The following is a 17,128-nucleotide window of genomic DNA, read 5'->3' as shown; positions in this document are numbered from 1 at the left end:
CCGATTATTCGATAGCTTAGGCCAGATCAATCAAACTCTACGAATTTCCTGTCGGCTCTGTTAGGAGTTGTAACGGATTTTACGATACACGGATTCGGTAAGACTGTAGATTCCAAAGGCGAAAAGCCCTATGCCGAGGAAGCCTAGGAGACAAGGGCCAAAGACTTGATCCGATACGGTGATGAGCACGTCCTTCAAACCGCCTGCCTCATCGGCGTCTTGCGTGACGGAAGCGAACAAAAACATGCCGGCCAGCACGATGAACGAGAAACCACGAGTTATGAGTCCAAACTTACAGATGGGATTGAGCTTTCGCATCACCGTCTTGTCCATCTTGAGGTGTTCTTTGTATTTCTCTTCGAGCGCCTTCATGGTGTGAGCCACTCCCGCGACGGCGATGCCCAGCCCAATTAAAGCGACGATCCAAGGACCTCCCGGCCAGCTCATTACGGTAGCGACTAGGCTCTCTGACGAGCCGCCGCTACTGCCTCCCAGATTGAGGGCGATCTTGACTGAGGAGTAAGCTAGAATGAGGTGGGTTGTAGCGCTGATGAGCAATCCTGCTCTGATTGTGAGTGCTTTACCGTTTCGTCCGTGCCTGTCTGCATCCGTCACTGCTTGGACCAGTCTCCACGTAGAGTAGCCCAATAGACTAGCGGCCAATATCCAGATTAGAAGGGATCCACCAGGAGCCTCGAGCAGCGTTTGTACAGCGCCTTTGGAGTCTGTCTTTTCGCCGCCGTGGCCCGTGGCTTGCAGAAATGCTAGCGCACCAATGATGAGGTAAATCAACCCGCGAGCGGCGTAACCGGCTTTTGCCAGAACCACTAAGTAGCCGGGCGCCTCGTGGTTGGGACCATTTGACGATGTAGTCTTGGAGGACTTGGGAGAGATAATATCAGTGGCGAGTGAGCTCATCGGTTTTCACGCCGAGTATTGCCTATCTTGTGCCAGCTCTCGTAAGCCCTTCAGAACCACCGGTCTTAGAAGGTCCGGTCAGGTCGGATTCGGTATCCTGCAAGGGGGTGCTTGTTGCTTCCTTGCACAATGAAATGGGAACGCCGCGCCCCTCCCTTGGATGGAGAGCCTACTTGGCTTGGCTGGCTTTGATGCGTCCCATGATGTAGTCGCCCGCAGTCACCGGAGGGTAGAGGGCGGGCTTCTTTTCTGAGACGCAGGTGGCGAAGGGCTCGATCAATACATCGCTATCCGGGTCGCTGAAGAAGGCGATGGATTGCCTGCCTTCTTTCATGGCGGCAGGTCTGGGTATGACCCGATGCGGTGTGGAACGCAGTGTGTCATTGCTCCAACGAGCCATCAAATCTCCTGTGTTGATTACCGCGGTTCCGGGAATAGGCGGGGCATCGATCCACTCGCCATCTAGTCCCTGGACTTGAAGTCCTCCTTTGTTGTCTTGGAAAAGCACGGTGAGGGTTCCGTAGTCTGTGTGTTCTCCAGCTCCGAGCTGCCCTTCCGAAACGAATTTACAAGGTGGGTAGTGCAAGAGCCGCAAGGTTTGCACTTCGCCACTATGCCTTTGGTCAAAATAATCTACCGGCAATTCTAGGCCCATTGCGAAGGCCTGCATGATGGTCGAGGCTGAGCGACGCATGGAGGCGTAGAGGCAACGCATGAAAGCCTCGAATTCCGGATTAACCCAATAGTCTGCTCCGCTTGGGGTTTTGGCGACGTCACGCAAGGTCAGCGTTTCTTTCAGGTCAGCTGGTTTACTTGGGTCTAGGGCTTCACCTTTCAAGCCGCCGTATCCATGATTCAACTCCACCTTAAAAGGGGTTGAGGTTTTGGCTGGGTTTTTGAAAAAGGCCTCGCTCACTGCGAAGGCGGCATCCATGAAGTCCTGTGACATGCCAAAGTTTTTCACGTAGCAAAAGCCTACCTCCCGAGCGGCGGAGACGATGGCGTTTGCGACAGCTTGACGGCCTTCAGGACCTTCCTGGAGGAAGGGGGTGAAATCGATGATGGGGAGTTTTTGCATGCAGGAGATTTCTCGGGAATGTTTTGGTCGAGTTAGAGTCAGTTCTAGCTCGGGAGGTTGAAGTCCGGATGGGCAGTGAAGCTTGCCCGATCCGGACTTAATGGTAGGAATGTCGCTATCTGGTCTAGCTCAGCACCAGTCTCAGCCCGGTTTTGAGCAAATCCATCTGAGCGGGATTTCCCATGCTGATGCGGAGGTAGTTTTGCCCGTGAATCATGCGAGGACTGATTTTGATTTTCGTGGCAGCATAGAGGGTATCCGCGATCATCTTCGAGTCCTTCTTGACGGGTAAAAGCATGAAGGTCGTGTGCGAAGGGATGTACTCCTGACCGATGCTGTCGCAAAAGCTCATGAAGTCGTCGCGCACTTTTTTCGTTTGCTCGCGAACATATGAAATCCACTCCTCATCGGCGTAGGCAGCTCTCGCACCTTCCAGAGAAACATGGGAGGATCCACCGACAACTCCGGAAACATAATTCTCCCCGATTTGTTTAGCAATTTCAGGGCTTGTAACCGCGTAGCCGATACGCATTCCGCCAAGTCCATGAGCCTTGGAGAAAGTGCGGCAAACGATGATGGGAAGGCCCTCTCGCACTAGCTCCATCATGGTGAGAGACTCCGCGTCCGCTGCGAAGTCGATATAGGCTTCGTCCACGAATACTGGGCACTTTTTGGAAGCTTCGCGGCAGAAGTCCTTCAGCGCTTCCTTTTCCAAGAAGGTTCCGGTGGGGTTCTCCGGGTTGCAGATGTAGATCAGGCCAGTATCTTCTCGGATGGAAGCAAGAATCTTAGGTAGATCCGGCTTCCTCTCCTCACTCCATGGAATGCTGATGATTTCGGTGCCATGTCGTTTCGACCAACGGATAAGGTCGCCGAAGGTCGGATCCGAGCAAACGATCGAGCTGTTGTCTTTTCCGAAAACGTAAGACGTGGACATCAAGATGTCAGATGAACCGGCGCCCACCAACACTTGATCAGCTTCAACGCCGCTTCTCTCGGCGATCTCCGATCTCAGCTTTTGAAAAGGAACTCCTGGGTATTCGTATGCGAAGCGTACTTTCTCCTCCATCGCCTTGATCGCCTTTGGCGAAGGACCCCATTGGTTCTCATTGATGCTAAGATTGATGAAGTCATAGGTGCTGTCTCCTATGCCGCTTTTCTTAGCAGTCGGTTGTGCTTGTGCTCGCATGAGGGAGGGAAGCGTTAGGCTTCCACCCGCTATCGCGGCGTTTTTAATCCAGTCGCGTCGGTTCATAGACATCTTTTTTTGGTGCAAGATCGCCTCGAGCAGTTCAGGCGCCATGAGATCTTTTCGCGTCCAGAGCAGGTTGGAAAATACTGTATTGCCAGCCCGGTTGCTCGGGTCGAGTTATTGTGAGTTAGGTGGGCGCTTCAAATTGATCGCCGAAGAGAACTTCATAGAGCGACTTGGGGTAGCCCGTTATTTTCTCTCTCCTTACCAAGCACATTCACAGTGTTCATTGGTGGATACGTCGCGAAAGCGGATCCAACGTGTCACAGCAGGCGATAGAGGAAGCAAGAGAGGGTGCGGGGTGAGTTGCCCCTCGAATCGACCGATCAATATAATCTCGCCCTGGTATTCGCACAGAATATGGAAATCGCCGTTGTAGCGTGGTGCTTTGCGGCGAAATTCGTGGCTTGTTATCAGTTTGTTGGAGTTTGGGTACGATTCGAATTCTGGATGATTCGAAGAGAGCACTTCGATCAATTCCAAATTGCTTTCAAGCAGCGGGCCATTCGCTAGGAAAAGGTTGGGTTGAGCTCCAAGGATCCGCAAATTGCTAAACATGGTGAAGGATCCTTGTGTTTGTAGGCCGAGATAAGGAAGTAGTCCTAGGATGACTACGGGTAAATTGAGAGAAGCAAGAGTCCGGGGTTGAGGAAGGAAATGGTCTTTCGCTGGCTCTTGGTCCTGACGGTTTGGGTGAGTAGCTCTCAGGGCGCGAAAAGCGAGCCAGAGCAAGGGGAGGCTAAGGCTTAGCCAGAGCCATTTGGCTATAGGTGTGACAGCGGGATGAAAGTAGCTTTGATGTAGGTAGATAGCCAATGAAAGGGTAAGTAAAACGATGAGGGAACAGGCTGCTTTTGTTGCTCGTCGACGTCGGAAGGGTGCCACTATCGAACTAATATTCGAATCGAGAAGCGATAAGGCAGACCTTGGGAAAAAGAAGAGCAGGAGTGTAAAGCTAAGAGAGGAGAAGCTGCTTATCCCGAGAATAGGAATGAACCCCATTGCGAAGTGGAAAGCTAGGGCGACATAGATGCCTAGCCGCCTTGTCTTCTTGGCTATCAGCAGGCAAGGGATGGCTATTTCGCAAGTGAGCGTTAAGTAGATTGCTGAGATTCGGATTGATTCTCTGCTTGGGTCCAGCAATCCAAAGGAGATCGTATCCAATTTTAGGAACTCTATCGTCTGCTTCGCAAACAAAGATGCACAGCTCCAGTCGGGGTCGAAGAAGTCTGAGTTCAGCTTTGATAATACAGCGAAAAAGAAAATCAGAAGGTATTGGAGGCGGGCGAAGGCAGCAATGCTCAGGATACTTAACTCTCTTCGTTTCGTTCGATCAAAAATCAGGAAATGGTAACTGATTGAAAGTAAAGATGACGCCGAAATCCAGAATTCCAATACAAGGTGGTTGGAGGCGTTTTCATAGTTCAGGCCGAGGAGGATGGCTACGCTTGCGAGGAAGATGGTGAGGTGCCTAAAGGAGCTAGGCTTGAAGAGTAGAAGAATTGTCGAAAAGCAGAAAACCGCTCCAGACCAGCTCGTAGGCAAAGTCCACTGAAAGGTCAAAAGATGGATGAGTCCGGTGATCGCCCAGGCGAGTCCAATCCCTGTGATCGGGCTGCTTCCGGTTGGGACCAGAGTCTCTGTATTGGCTGATTTAGACCCAAACGTCATCGACCAGAATCAAAGTAATAGGAGAGGGAGTTGCCAACGGCCAAATAGTCGTTCATGAAGATTACCCGAAGACCGCAAGAGGGATGGATCCCAAAAAGACTGCACGTGAATACAAATCCTAGGAAATTGATAATAGACTGCGACCCAGGGGTCGACGATTCGCTGGCACTCATATTGGCAATAGAGTCGAAGGAGATCGAGCTAATCGGAATCACAACAGTGTACGGCAATGCGGATGTGGATACAACCACCGGCAATGCGTTGAGAGTGGTTGAGCTTTCTGGACAACCTATTCCTGTCGCGAGGGGAGCTGAGGTACCATCGGTCATCCCGCCGAGGGAGCATCCGGATTTTGTGCATGGAGCGGACGGATTGGGAAACACTGCGTTGCCAGAGCCTAAGTTAAAACCGGCTGCGGTAAGGGCCTCTGAGTTCATCGTACAATCGATCAACGAGTCTCCAGGGGAAGTCACTCTGATGGCGGTAGGCCCTTTGACGAATTTGGCTGAGGCCTTGGCTCTGGATCCGAGTATCGTCGACAAGGTGAAAGAGGTCGTCGTCATGGGAGGTGTCCTCTACCGACCCGGAAACGTCACCCCCGTAGCAGAGGCAAACATCTATTCCGATCCGCATGCGGCAGACCTTGTATTCACATCTCCATGGCAGGTCACGATGGTGGGGTTGGACGTTACCTTAAAAGTCTTTTTGAGCCGGACGAATCTTGAGCGGATATGCAAAGAGAACGCTCATTACGGCCCCTTCCTCCACGATATCCATCAGTTTTACATGGCCTTCTACGAGAGCCGTGAACCTGGATCGGATGGCTGTCCTGTCCATGACTCGTCGGCGTTGATGTACCTACTGCGGCCGTCTTTATTCCAAACGGTGAGTGGCCCCATGAGAGTGGTAACGGAGGGTATTGCTACGGGCCAGTGTATCAGGGCTGCCTACAGTTTCCAGGAAGGCTTAGAGCCTTGGTCTGGCAAACCTAGAGTGACCGTGCCACTTGAAGTGAATGCGGACGGTTTTATCGAGCATTTGATGGAAATTTTGCTTCCGGATGAATAGAGAGCAGGCGATTCTGTATTCACTGAATGGTCACGGAGAGGAAACTTTTGAGATATGGGGTATTCGACATTTGCTCTTGGACGGACTTTGACCTTGTTTTGTCCGTAGGCTCTTCTGATTGATTCATGAAAGAGCTACACCCCGAGAAGAGATGAAAATTTATTGCGCAGGCCCATTATTCACGCAGAGCGAAAGGGATGAAATCGCGGCGGTTGCCAGCACTCTCGAAAAAGGAGGCTTTGATGTTTTTTTGCCCCACCGTGACGGTCTCGAGTTTCGCGATTTGCTCCCTCGGCTGGTGGATAAAGGGGTTGCTCCGGAGAAGGCCAACGAACTTGTAGCCAGATCGATCTTCTCCCTGGACGCTTACCACGTGCTCGATTCGGATGGCTTGGTCTTCAATCTAAATGGTCGTGTGCCAGACGAGGGCACGATGGTGGAAGCTGGGATTGCATGGGCCTCGGGAAAGGCGATTGTCGCTTTCAAGGACGATCCGCGATCTTTGATGGAAGGATCAGACAACCCGATGGTTTGCGGCCTCTCTGATTTTGTGGTCGCGCACACTGCCGAGGAGGTTTTGGAAAGCTTCCGTAAGCTGTTTCTCGAAAACCCGAATGCTCTGAGAAATAGAGAAGTTCCGCCGCCCCCAGCTGGGGAGAAAATCTGCCAGGCGCTGAAGACTGAGGATGTTGATTCGGTTTGTGAGCTGCTGATTGCGGAGTTCGGCAAGTAAGGATTGTCGAAGTGTATCCTATCCGTGGATATGGACCTATGCCTCTGCTTCTTTGGGGCCTTGGAGGTGAGAGACTGAGTAATTGACTTGAGAGGGTCGTCCAAGGGGGATCCGTTCCTCGTCGAAGCGTCTCTTGATAGCCTTTTGAACGTCCCAGGTCATGTTCATGGCAGTCGGCAAATCCTTAGCCCACAGCGGTACGCGGAAGTTGACCATAGAATTTTGGAAGTCCAGGAGCTGAACATCGACCAGCTTGGCCCCGTTTTTGAGTTCTTCAGGGGTTCTCAAGTCAAGCAGGCTAGGGTGGCGTTCCGATTCTTGGCGGATAATCTCGATTGCCCGATCGACGTCGGCCTCGAAATCGACGCTTATGAACATGAACTTTTGGGCCTTTTCGTCGCGGATGGACCAATTGATGATCGGCTCCGAGTCGATGATCGAATTTGGGTAGATGATGCGTTTGTTCTCGAGGGCACGGATCACGGTGTGGCGGAGCGTGATGTCCTCGATGGTGCCGATCTCACCGTTGATTTTAATAATGTCGTCCACGCGGAATGGTTTGAAGAGGACGATGAAGATGCCGCTGACGATGTTTGAAAACGCCTTTTGAGAGGCGAAACCGATGATGGCTGCCAAGATACTGGCACCGGCAAAGAAACCAACTGCGAGCGATCTCAGGGGCGGAATGCTGTAGACGATAACCATCATGGAGATGATGAAGATGGTCGCCTTGACCGCGTTTCGTAGGAAGGTGATGCCTGTCCGTCGGTCGCTGTTTTTAGCTTTTCTCAGGTTGTGGTCGAAGACTCTCTTGGCTAGGAGGTTAAGAACGAAAGCCGCGATCAGGACGACCGCAATGTTGATCAGGATCGTATAGGAAACGTAGTCTGAAATTCTCTCCAGTATTTGGGTCACTGGGTTTCGTCAGCCGGTAGCGTGCCAAAGGATTCTATTGGACGCCACGATCTAGCGCCGCAGTAAGATAGGCTGCGGGCTTGCTGGTGGATATGCTTAGGACTGTATAGTGCGGTTCCGGTCGTACTCGTGTAAAGTGAGCTTCAAGCAGGAGAGCGGAGATGGAATTTCTTTGCCAAGGATAGGAGGGGTGTTCTGTCTCTGTGCCCCTTTGAGATGTGTAGCGATGAGCGGGAAATTCATGGATGCGGAAGAGATTAGGCGCAAGGCCCGGGAGGCTTGGCGAAACAATGCCAGATGCATAGGCCGTTCGATCTGGGAAAGCTTGGAGCTGTTGGATGCTCGGGGGGCAAAGAGCCATGAAGAGGTGTTCGAAGCCTGCCTGCGACATTTAGAGTTTTCCACCAACGGAGGGCGAATACGTTCCGCTATCACCGTATTTGAGCCCGTGGCTCGGAAGGAACGAGGCATCCGGATTTGGAATAGTCAGCTGATTCGTTATGCGGGGTATCGGGTGCGAGATGGATCGATTCTAGGAGATCCAGAACAAGCTGAGTTTACGGCCCGTTTGATGGAGTTGGGGTGGGAGCCTCCCGCTTCTCGGAGCCGCTTTGATGTTTTGCCGCTTGCCATCGAGTTGCCTGGCAAAGGAGTGAAGCTGTACGAGATTCCGAGGCAATATGTACTAGAAGTTCCAATACGGCACCCGGAGTTTGAATGGTTTGAAAAACTCGGTTTACGCTGGCATGCGTTGCCTGCCATTTCGGATATGGCTTTTGTTTTCGATGACTGCAAATTCACTGCCGCCCCTTTTAGCGGGTATTATATGGTAACGGAAATTGCTGTAAGAAATTTTGGCGACGAAAACCGTTACAACATGCTTCCCGCTGTAGCGGAGAAGTTAGGGCTAGCTACCAACGAGAGGGGGTCCTTCTGGAAAGACAGGGCTCTTGTCGAACTCTGCTCGGCTGTGATGCACTCATTTAAGGAAGCAGGTGTCAGTATGGTCGACCACCACTCGGCGGGCCAGCAGTTCATGAAGTTCGTTCAGAAGGAGGAGGCGAATGGACGGAGTGTACCTGGCGACTGGACTTGGCTAGTGCCACCCATGGCGGGCTCATCGATGGACATGTATTTCCGTGGCTATGACAAATCTCGACCGGAGCCCGCTTTCAAGTACCAGAAACCGGCTTGGAAGAATGATCGTGTTTCCGAATCCGCGAAGGCGAGCGGCTGCCCTTTTCACTCCTGATTGGCGTGACTCCTTTTATGGGAATTGTGTTTTCTCGTAGCCCTTCAGAAGGGCTTACGAAGACAAACCTCTAGGCCCTTTTCTGATTGATGAAAATCAGTGGATTGTGTTCGTCCCTCTGGCACATTTTCCGCTGATGCTCGCATCGAAATGCGATTCTCAAATTCCCTCAAGCTCTGCTCACTTCTCATCGCCAGCCAATGCTTCCTTGCTCCACATGCTCACTCATCTGAGTTGCGCGAAGATCCGGATTCGACAGCGAAAAACAACTTAATGTACGCGGTCGCTTGGAAACAAACTGCGGCTGAATACCGAGCCTTGTATTTCCAAGGGTTCAATATGGCCCGCATGCGTTTGGACGCGGCATTGGCGAAGCGCGATGAATACGACAAGCCTTTGGCGATCGTAACTGACGTGGACGACACTTTGCTGCTTACCGTCGATTATTGGGGACACCTGATTACGGAGGGAGACGACTTTTTCGACGATACGATCTGGGATGAGTGGATTCCCGAAAATCGCTTGGTTCCCACGCCTGGATCGTTGGACTTCATTCAATACTGCCGCGAGCAAGGTGTGGAGGTCTTTTATGTAACGAGTCGTAACCAGGGAGAGGAGACGTACAGCTATGCGGTGGGCAATCTCGAGGCCGCCGGATTTCCAGACGTGACAGAAGAACGCCTGACGGTGCTTCTCGATACCTCGAACAAGCAAGCGGTTCAGGACGAGATCGCTCAAGAGTATGAAATCGTGCTCTTCCTAGGCGACAATCTGAATGACTTCCGTCGCAAGTATTACAGCAAGGATGTCGATGAGCGAATGAGTCTAATGGAAGAGGATAAAGCCGAATTTGGGAGCCGCTACATTTTGTTTCCCAACCCAACAGACGGACACTGGATCCGAGCGATCTATGGAGACTCCGAACCTCCTCCCAGCGATGAAAATCGCGGTGTTCTGATGAAGGCGGCTACCAGGAAATCTTGGCAACCCGATGCGGAGTGACTGGAGTCCGACGACTGATGATTAAATCGCTGCGTGTAGTTGCTATCTTGTGACGAGATTTATACCTAGCGTTCTGGCTCTTTTCATCGTTCCGCTCGCTCGGGACTGTGTTATTTTGAGATCACTGTCTGTTCGATAGGCCTTATTGGTAGTGGAGGGATCGGTCCCGGGTGTTTGGTATGCGCCGTGCTCGATGGGCGGCTTTGCCAACCAAGCTTACGCCAATGCCACGATCCACTGTCTCACGTCGCGATTTCACCAAAGTACTAGCCATGGGGGCGGCTGCCTCCGGGCTTGCGTTCCCGAGGCTTTCCAAAGCTAAAGATGCCTTGCCCCCTGCAGCCACCGCTGGCTCGAGCGAGGCTTATTGGGAGTCGATTCGTGCAGAATTCCTCATGCCCGAAAAGGTTAAGGTTTTAAACGCAGCGAACCTTTGCCCTTCGCCCAAATGTGTGGTCGACTCCTTATTCGAGGCTACCCGCTCTTTCGATCGAAACCCCTCCTACGAGAACCGTGGTCCCATTGCTGAGGGAAAAGAAAGCACGAGAGTTCTCTTGGCGGAATTTCTGAATGTAACGCCCGAGGAAATCATCCTGGCTCGAAACACTAGCGAGGCGAACAATATGGTTTCGCTCGGCTTGGAGCTAAAGGAAGGGGATGAGGTTATCCTCTTTGGCCATAATCATCCAAGCAACAATGCCGCCTGGAAGAATCGGGCGGAGCGTTATGGATTTACGATCGTTGAGGTTCCGATCGTCAATCCGCATCCCGGACATGAAGCCTATCTGGCGAGTCTGAAGGAGCGAGTAACTCCCCGCACGAAGCTCATTTCCCTGACTCACTTAACGAATACTTTGGGTGATCTATTTGATGCGGAGGGGATCTGCGCTTTTGCCAAGGAGAACGGAATCCTCTCCCATGTGGATGGGGCCCAGAGCTTTGGTTTGTTGGATCTGGATCTGTCCAAGATCTCTCCGGACTTTTATACAGGAAGCGCCCACAAGTGGCCATGCGGCCCCAAGGAGGCGGGCCTGTTGTATGTGAATGCCAGATCACAGGATCGCCTCTGGCCATGCGTGATCAGCGCGGGAGCAGGTCAGGTAGGTATTTCCAAGACTCATGAGTGCTTCGGTCAGCGTGACGAGCCTGCCTTGCTCGCGTTTGGAGAAGCGCTTAAGTTCCACAATGCGATCGGCAAAGGGGCGATCGAGGCACGCTCCAGAGAATTGGCTCAAGCTTTGATGGCAGGTCTCGCCAAGTTGGATGGAGTCGAGCTTTACACAAATCCGGATCCCGCACTTTCGGCTGCGGTTGTCGTTTTCAAGCCAGGTGATTTAGATCCGAAAGCTTTGGCAGACGCGCTGTATGAAAAGGAAAGTATCGGCTGTACTGCGCGAACGGGCAAGTTTCCCGGATTACGTTTCTCTCCGCATTTCTACAATCTTCACTCGGAGATCGATTTGGTTTTGGATACAATCTCAAAGTATCTGAAAAGAGGATACGTTTAATTTGGTCTAGCGAAAATAGGCAATGGCTCGCTTAAATGCAGTGATGAGCTGCTCTTTGAGCGAAGTTAGGAATGCTTCCTCCTCTTCGAGATTCTTAGCCCGAGCGAAGTTTAGGAGCGGTTCCAGAAGCCAAGCCTCGGTAGGGGGGAGCTCGGCTCTCAGGCTTCGGTCGTTGATACGAGCCTCCAGAAGTTGGACGCTGCTCGCCACATGGGAGGCGTGCTCCGCAGTCGCTTTTTCGAGGAATTCGAAAGATTCGGAGCTTTGATAATTTGAAGGGTAGGCTCTGACTGCCTTACCGATTGAAACCAAGGTTTCCACTAGGCGTTGCATACGTGATGGGGGGAGGAGCTGGTGGGTTTCTGCGATAGTGATCTTTTGGAACGCTCCATCCTCGTCTATGGAAAGAATTTGCCCGAACAGGTTGCCCGCTAGATTAACGGTCGCCTTATCGAATTCTATGCGAGTCGGGTTTGCTTGGTTGTTTGCGCTGACCAGCATGCCTTTACGTTGTAAATGGGCGCGCACCGCTTCTCTCACTTCTGCGTCTCCTCCTACTAGAGTCGTTCTGCCGGAAGGTCCCGGTCGGTAGATCGCTTGCGAACCGGACCCCTTTCTAAGTCCAGTTTGGATGGTGACTCCCCGTAGAAGCTTGCCTACGAGTATCGGCATCTTGTCGGGCCAAAGGTCGGGCAAGGAACCAAGCATCTCGGCCTCTTCCAGTATCTCCAAAAAGTAACGACGAAGGCGTTGAAAATATATCCCGTTGGAAGTCATCACGAGGATCGGCGAATTCTCGACAGCGGTATCCAGATCGAAGCGGGAGGTCGTTTGAGTCAGCCACTCCACCAAGTCACGCAGGACGCAGAAGAGTTGGTCTGGCATGGGGCCGGCCAAGATGATGCCCGGCGGTTCGCCTTCCAGCTCCGGTAGCGGAGGCAGGACGGATGGGGGCGTTTTCACGGATTCCACTCCATTGGCGGTCTCGAGGAGAAGTTCGTATTCGATTTGGGGATACTTAAGCGATTTCGAATCGCTGCGAGGCAGGAAAAAGATTCCTTCTGAGTTTTGGAACCCTGAAGATAGGTGGGCGGCAAAGGCCACGCCTAGGGCTCCCGCCGGCAGGATCCCTATCTTTTCGTTGGGAAGGCTTTTCATTCGCTCGGCAGCTCGAATGACTTGATCACTTCAACCGCTCGTTCGCTCTGGGAGACTTTTACTACGATAGACATGGAGCTCGCTCCACCGACCGGTTCGGTGCCATAGGCGTATTCGATATTTATTCCCTCTGCCCCCAGTGCTCCGGCTATCATGCCTAGCGCTCCCGGAACGGAGTGCGTTTCGAGTTCCACCACGTCAGCTTGCACAGGGTGGAAGCCTGCTTCCTGTAGTGTCTGCAAGGCTTCCTCCCAGGGTTCCGCTAGCAGGCGAACTACGCCTTGCTCTACGCTGTCTTGAACGCAGATGCCCCTGATGTTGACCGAGTGCGCTGCGAGCGTTTTGGCTACGCGCGAGAGAACCCCCGGGCGGTTTTCTAGAGAGATGGTTAGCTGTCGCTTGAGATCACAATTCATTTTTGAAGTAAGGGCTGGCGGGATAGCAGAAGAAGCGTCGGCAAAAGAGTTGCGTTCTGCAGTGGTATTTTAAGCGCAATAGGGCACTGCGCAATGATTATGACTTCCTGTTTTGTTCCCACCTTAGGCGATATTCTCCATTTCATTGTAGATTTACTGTAGTGGATTTACGGATTCAGCGGAGTCGAACTTTGAACATTGTTTGCGACTGAAGATAATTCTCGCTAATTCGTTGAATTTTCTTGGGAAATGAGCGGATCTTTAAGGGGCTAGCATGGTCCCTGCGTGGGAAACGCATTATGAATACGAGGGAGGCTAGATTTGGAACCGACATCTGTTTTGTGATATTGCATTATCAGGTGATGGAAGAGACCGAGGCGTGTGTGAGGTCCATCAGGGAGAAGGTGGATACAGAGCACTACGCTATCGTGATCGTGGATAATGCTTCACCGAATGGATCGGGCGATAGGCTCAAGAAGCTTTATCGTAGAAGAAAGCGTGTCACTGTTTTGCAGTCGGAGAAGAATCTCGGGTTCGCGCGAGGTAACAATCTCGGGTACGACTATGCCAAGAACGAGTTGAACGCGCGTTTCATCGTGATGCTCAACAACGACACTCTGATGATCCAAGATGATTTCTTGAGTGTTATAGAGCGGGAGTACCAAAAATACGATTTTGCAGTCCTCGGGCCGCGTATTGAAACCAACGACGATAGCCCGAATTGCAATCCCGGTCCGAGTACCTTCAGCTCGACCGAGTGGTTGGATCGGGTTTGCCGTTTAAATCGCAAGCATTTGTGGCGGCATTATTTTCGCGTAGAGAAGCTGCTTCCCGCTTTGAAACGCAAGTTGATGCAAGTTATCAAACCGGCTCCAGAAGCGGATCCTTTTGAAGCATCCTCGACGCAAACCCCTGTTAAAGAAATGAGCGAGGACGCTCACCGCGAGAACGTGCAGCTTCACGGATGCTGCCTGATCTTTTCCCCGTTGTTTACCGAGAGGTTTGACGGCTTGGATCCACGGACCTTTATGTTCATGGAAGAAGAGATTCTGTTTGTGCAAGTGAGGCGATCCGGGCTGAAAACACTTTACAGCCCGGACGTGGAGATTCTTCACCTTGAAGATGCCGCGACGGATGCGATCTACGATAAGCCACGCGATAAGCGGATATTTTACCTGAGGAATCAGCTGCGCTCGGCACAGGTCCTACGTCAGGTGTTGAGGGAAACCAACTCGGCTTGATAGCTGACTTGAGCTCGGTTATATTTCGGGTTCAAAGCTTGTATTTAAAATACAAGTACGAAACGACGGATTCGCTAGTAGATCTGCGGTACTATTACTTCCCGCGGTAGCTCGTTTCGTTCATAATCCTCGTGGCGCTCACGCGGGGGTAGGTTTACCTCTTGGTGAGGTACCTCTTGGTAGGGAACTTGGCTCAGGAGGTGAGACATGCAGTTAAGCCGCGCTTTCTTCTTGTTGTCCGCCGGAACGACCCACCAAGGCGACTCGTCTGAATGGGTGTGGTTAAACATCTCTTCTTTCGCCCAAGTGTAGTGCTCCCAGCGTCGACGCGATTCCAAGTCCATGGGGCTTAGTTTCCAGCGCTTAAGCGGGTCGTGAATGCGTGCCTTGAAACGGTAGACCTGCTCCTCATCGGTGATTGAAAACCAGTATTTTATCAGCTGGATTCCCGAGCCCATCAGCATGCCTTCGAATTGGCCGACGGTGCGGAAGAACTCCTCGAGCTCCTCGTCGGTACAGAAGCCCATCACTCGTTCCACGCCTGCGCGGTTGTACCAGCTACGGTCGAATAGAACGATTTCCCCGGCGGCCGGTAGGTGCTGCACGTAGCGTTGGAAATACCATTGCGTGCGTTCGCGGTCGTTGGGAGCTGGAAGGGCGGCGATGCGGCAGACACGAGGATTTAGGCGCTGGGTGATTCGGGATATTACTCCGCCCTTACCGGCTGAGTCTCTTCCTTCGAATAGGATTACTATCTTCTTCTTGTTGGCGACCACCCAATCCTGCAGCTTCACCAGCTCGACCTGCATCCGATGCAGTTCCCGGAAGTATCGTCTGCGAAATTCCTTTTCCTCGCTGCTCGCATCCGGTCCCGCGTTTTCTTCATCCGCCTCAAATAGCTGCATCTCCAGCTCTTCATCCATATGGTCGAAGAATTCGTCGCGAATCTTTTCGATGGATTTTTCGTCGTAGAAGATGCTGAGGGGAGGTTTGTTTTCTTTGTCCATATTAGCGAGCGTCGGAAGCAGCCTGAAGCGCTTGGAGATCAACATGGTCAAACGCTCACAAGGCGCCAACCTTTTCCTTGGTGACGCTTTTGTAACGCTAATGGGTTTTGCACTCCGCGGTCGGCTATTGCCGTGGCGGTAGGTCAGTTCCCTCAGTCGTTTGGACGATGCTCTGAATCGTGCCGTCTGGATTGTGATACAGGTAGTCAATACAGACGGAGCGACGGTAGCTGTCTCCAGTATTTGGATGCTGAATGGATCCGTTGTGATAAATGAAGTACCACTGTTCCTCAAATTCGATGATGGACTGATGGATTGTATTGGAGTTGAAAGCGCCTTCTGCGAGCAAGCCTCGTGAGGTCCAAGGGCCCTCGATTGATGGAGCGGTGGCGTAGGAAATCTTCTCTGGGAAACCACTGGCGTAGCTCAGGTAATAGAGACCGTTCTTTTCGTGAATCCAGGGAGCTTCGGTGAAGTTCTCTAATCCCTCGACTTCCATGATAGGCCCGTCGAGCTCGATCATGTTTGGCTTCAGCTTCACGTAGTAGCAATTGACATTGCCCCAGAAAAGCCAAGGCGTCCCGTCTTTGTCGATGAAGACTGCAGGGTCGATGTCTTCCCAGGAGTGCTCGCCCTTGGGAGTCATATCCGAGGTAATCAGTGCGCTGCCACGAGCGTCCTCGAAGGGGCCTGTGGGGGAATCGGAAACCGCGACTCCTATGCCCATGCCCCGATGGTTTTGATCGTCGGCGTGCCTAGTGGATACGAACCAGTAGAACTTACCGTCTTTCTCCGTTACATGGGCCGCATAGGCGTCTGATTTTGCCCATGCGAAATCTTTGACTGCGAGGATAGGACCATGGGCGGTCCACGTCTTCATATCCTGCGAGGAGAAGCACAGCCAATCCTTCATGGCGTAGTGCTTGTTGGGCTCTGCTTCGTCATGGCCGGTGTAGATGTAGACGGTACCCTCGTGTACGATGGCAGCAGGGTCTGCGGTGAAGACATCGGTAACGATGGGGTTGGAAGCACTTGCCAAGGCAGTTGCGAAAGTGAAAGCGAGCAATGTGATCGTTTTTTTCATAGGTGTGGGGGGGGCGTTTCTGTCTGGAGCCGCTCATGGGTGTGCGCGACCTGATTCTCAAACCCTATTTTGCTTGGGGGCCAAAGTCGACGGTCTGGTACTAAACCGTTTGGGGACAGTACGATTTTAGTGCGCGGGAGAACCTCTCCCTTTGCTTGAATCTCTTCTAAGCCCGTTTGGATGAAATAAGGTCCTTAGTGGACCTCTATTTCTTTGCCGGTGGCTTCGACGTAGATTCTCTCCAGCAATTCGGACTGCGGTATCGCGATCCTCTGGCCGAATCGAGATGCCAGGTACATCGCAAGGGCGAGAACGAGCATTCCGGAAAAGACCCAAAGCCCCCAAGCCGACATGCCGACGTAAAGCTGGCAGAGCCCGAACATGCCGGAAAACATCCCGATCAGGCCGATGATGAGATAGCCGTAGAGATAGAGGGACCAAAGGTTGGCGTTTGGCCCGAAGGTGCCTCGCACCAAGGTGTGCCCCGATTGGTCGGCTTCCAGTCCGATGTGAAGCCGCGGCGACCAAAAATGCCGGTCCTTCTCGGGGATTCTCAAGCAGACGAAGCCAGGATACCGTTTCACTTCGAAGTTCGGATGCTGGCTTTGTACGTGATTTACGATCCGCTCTTGGGCCTCTTCGCTGCCCGCATCGAGCTCCTGCCGAAAACTAGGCCGCAATCTCCACGAAATCATCACGGCAGAGTAGAATAGAGCAGTTGCCTGTCAATTCCGCAGCTAATGAGCAGGATAAGTAAGAGTAATTCTAATGATGGGCACTCAGTTCATACGTGTTCTCAGGTAGTTTGAGGCGAGTGAGGTAGTG

Annotated in this window: 16 protein-coding genes; 6 read left to right on the top strand and 10 right to left on the bottom strand. The window is 52.3% G+C overall.

The window, feature by feature from the left end; all coding sequences use genetic code 11:
- Nucleotides 1–60 precede the first annotated feature (60 nt).
- From H5P27_RS11610 to H5P27_RS11595, 4 genes are all read right to left on the bottom strand, one after another.
- Nucleotides 61–918: a DUF1206 domain-containing protein gene (locus tag H5P27_RS11610; RefSeq protein WP_185660557.1), complete on the bottom strand. Its 858-nt coding sequence runs from the start codon at nucleotides 916–918 to the stop codon at nucleotides 61–63.
- 169 nt (nucleotides 919–1,087) lie between these two features.
- Entirely contained in the window at nucleotides 1,088–1,996 is a 909-nt protein-coding gene (locus H5P27_RS11605) for an isopenicillin N synthase family dioxygenase (protein WP_185660556.1), read from the bottom strand.
- A 124-nt stretch (nucleotides 1,997–2,120) separates the two neighbouring features.
- Nucleotides 2,121–3,299 carry a pyridoxal phosphate-dependent aminotransferase gene (locus H5P27_RS11600; protein ID WP_185660555.1) on the bottom strand — a complete coding sequence of 393 codons (1,179 nt, stop codon included), beginning with the start codon at nucleotides 3,297–3,299 and terminating at the stop codon, nucleotides 2,121–2,123.
- 153 nt (nucleotides 3,300–3,452) lie between these two features.
- Complete coding sequence (locus H5P27_RS11595) at nucleotides 3,453–4,919, bottom strand: HTTM domain-containing protein (protein ID WP_185660554.1); 1,467 nt, start codon at nucleotides 4,917–4,919, stop codon at nucleotides 3,453–3,455.
- A gap of 54 nt (nucleotides 4,920–4,973) precedes the next feature.
- On the opposite strand from H5P27_RS11595, the gene H5P27_RS11590 reads away from it, so the two are divergent.
- A complete protein-coding gene (locus tag H5P27_RS11590; protein WP_185660553.1) occupies nucleotides 4,974–5,987 on the top strand; it encodes a nucleoside hydrolase in 1,014 nt (337 codons plus the stop codon).
- A gap of 151 nt (nucleotides 5,988–6,138) precedes the next feature.
- Nucleotides 6,139–6,720: a nucleoside 2-deoxyribosyltransferase gene (locus H5P27_RS11585; protein WP_185660552.1), complete on the top strand. Its 582-nt coding sequence runs from the start codon at nucleotides 6,139–6,141 to the stop codon at nucleotides 6,718–6,720.
- Between the two features lie 36 nt (nucleotides 6,721–6,756).
- On the opposite strand, the gene H5P27_RS11580 is transcribed toward H5P27_RS11585, so the two are convergent.
- Nucleotides 6,757–7,635 carry a mechanosensitive ion channel domain-containing protein gene (locus H5P27_RS11580; protein WP_185660551.1) on the bottom strand — a complete coding sequence of 293 codons (879 nt, stop codon included), beginning with the start codon at nucleotides 7,633–7,635 and terminating at the stop codon, nucleotides 6,757–6,759.
- A 226-nt stretch (nucleotides 7,636–7,861) separates the two neighbouring features.
- Between H5P27_RS11580 and H5P27_RS11575 the strand changes: the two genes are divergently transcribed.
- From H5P27_RS11575 to H5P27_RS11565, 3 genes are all read left to right on the top strand, one after another.
- Nucleotides 7,862–8,887 (top strand): nitric oxide synthase oxygenase, encoded by a 1,026-nt coding sequence (locus tag H5P27_RS11575; protein ID WP_185660550.1) that lies wholly within the window; start codon nucleotides 7,862–7,864, stop codon nucleotides 8,885–8,887.
- Nucleotides 8,888–9,037: 150 nt separating this feature from the next.
- Nucleotides 9,038–9,889 (top strand): 5'-nucleotidase, lipoprotein e(P4) family, encoded by an 852-nt coding sequence (locus tag H5P27_RS11570; protein ID WP_185660549.1) that lies wholly within the window; start codon nucleotides 9,038–9,040, stop codon nucleotides 9,887–9,889.
- Between the two features lie 224 nt (nucleotides 9,890–10,113).
- Entirely contained in the window at nucleotides 10,114–11,397 is a 1,284-nt protein-coding gene (locus tag H5P27_RS11565; RefSeq protein ID WP_185660548.1) for an aminotransferase class V-fold PLP-dependent enzyme, read from the top strand.
- A 6-nt stretch (nucleotides 11,398–11,403) separates the two neighbouring features.
- Here the strand turns inward: H5P27_RS11565 and H5P27_RS11560 are convergent, their stop codons facing one another.
- The gene (locus tag H5P27_RS11560) at nucleotides 11,404–12,555 is read right to left on the bottom strand and encodes a hypothetical protein (RefSeq protein WP_185660547.1); all 1,152 of its coding nucleotides are present in this window, start codon (nucleotides 12,553–12,555) and stop codon (nucleotides 11,404–11,406) included.
- Nucleotides 12,552–12,971 (bottom strand): ACT domain-containing protein, encoded by a 420-nt coding sequence (locus tag H5P27_RS11555; RefSeq protein WP_185660546.1) that lies wholly within the window; start codon nucleotides 12,969–12,971, stop codon nucleotides 12,552–12,554. Before H5P27_RS11555 ends, H5P27_RS11560 begins: the two co-directional genes overlap by 4 nt.
- Before the next feature lie 299 nt (nucleotides 12,972–13,270).
- On the opposite strand from H5P27_RS11555, the gene H5P27_RS11550 reads away from it, so the two are divergent.
- The gene (locus H5P27_RS11550) at nucleotides 13,271–14,212 is read left to right on the top strand and encodes a glycosyltransferase (protein ID WP_185660545.1); all 942 of its coding nucleotides are present in this window, start codon (nucleotides 13,271–13,273) and stop codon (nucleotides 14,210–14,212) included.
- Between the two features lie 74 nt (nucleotides 14,213–14,286).
- Here H5P27_RS11550 and ppk2 read toward each other — a convergent pair whose 3' ends face one another.
- The 3 genes from ppk2 to H5P27_RS11535 all read right to left on the bottom strand — a co-directional run bounded on the left by ppk2 (nucleotide 14,287) and on the right by H5P27_RS11535 (nucleotide 16,998).
- The gene (ppk2, locus tag H5P27_RS11545) at nucleotides 14,287–15,135 is read right to left on the bottom strand and encodes a polyphosphate kinase 2 (RefSeq protein WP_425511342.1); all 849 of its coding nucleotides are present in this window, start codon (nucleotides 15,133–15,135) and stop codon (nucleotides 14,287–14,289) included.
- Nucleotides 15,136–15,343: 208 nt separating this feature from the next.
- A complete protein-coding gene (locus H5P27_RS11540) occupies nucleotides 15,344–16,303 on the bottom strand; it encodes a glycoside hydrolase family 43 protein (protein WP_185660543.1) in 960 nt (319 codons plus the stop codon).
- Nucleotides 16,304–16,497: 194 nt separating this feature from the next.
- Complete coding sequence (locus H5P27_RS11535) at nucleotides 16,498–16,998, bottom strand: hypothetical protein (RefSeq protein WP_185660542.1); 501 nt, start codon at nucleotides 16,996–16,998, stop codon at nucleotides 16,498–16,500.
- Nucleotides 16,999–17,128: the final 130 nt, after the last annotated feature.

This window comes from Pelagicoccus albus, from assembly GCF_014230145.1.
Lineage (GTDB): Bacteria > Verrucomicrobiota > Verrucomicrobiia > Opitutales > Opitutaceae > Pelagicoccus > Pelagicoccus albus.
The sequence above is the reverse complement of the archived record's forward strand: the minus strand, read 5'-3'. Positions and strand labels throughout refer to the sequence as shown.